The organism is Sphaerospermopsis reniformis, assembly GCF_005402885.1.
GTDB classification, from domain to species: domain Bacteria; phylum Cyanobacteriota; class Cyanobacteriia; order Cyanobacteriales; family Nostocaceae; genus Sphaerospermopsis; species Sphaerospermopsis kisseleviana.
Genome location: NZ_BJCE01000535.1, coordinates 1 through 681, shown reverse-complemented (window position 1 = coordinate 681; position 681 = coordinate 1). Strand labels below are relative to the sequence as shown.

Sequence of the window (681 nt, the reverse complement as noted above, 5' to 3'; positions counted from 1 at the left end):
TAATTTATAGCCATCTATAATTTACCTGTTTTGTTTTGCTTTGTTTTTATCCTCTATTTTCTGACTTTTTTCCTAGACTTTAAATTTTTCCTTTACGATCGCTTGACAATCAAGACAGTCGCTACAAGATCAGCGATCGCATTTCAGATTGAAGTTTAGCTGTCATGCAGCTAAACTGTATAATCTTAATATTCTTAAGTCTTGTGGAACAGGCATCTTGCCTGTTAACCTTATATAAATTAAATGCACAACAGCTTATTTATTAATTGGTGATGGGGGATGGGTGATTGGGTAAAGAAAATTAATGACTAATGACTAATTACCAATTATGCCAAAGTTGTTAAACCTTGTAAATAATCTTCTAACTGTCTAGCGTGATCATGAGACATTTGAGGTTGAGGTAAAGAACTAGGATCAAAAGCTTGAATTTCTAACACTTCTAAATTATCTTCAACTTTCATTTCTCCTTGTACTTCTGCTTCCACCACAACACAAATAGAATGAATTCTCGGATCTCTATCTGGTGCAGAATACACCCCTACCAAACGCCGAATTTTTAATAATTCTAGTCCAGTTTCTTCCTTTAATTCTCGACAAACTGCACTAGCAATATCCTCTCCCCAGTCTATCATTCCTCCCGGTAAAGACCAACAACCATCATCACTGCGACGAATCAAAACA

General features: G+C 35.4%; 1 protein-coding gene. It reads right to left on the bottom strand.

All coding sequences use genetic code 11. The annotated features are described in order from the left end of the window. Positions 1-326 precede the first annotated feature (326 nt). The coding region (locus FFR48_RS28250; RefSeq protein WP_137669613.1) for an NUDIX domain-containing protein at positions 327-681 on the bottom strand (355 nt) is incomplete at its 5' end.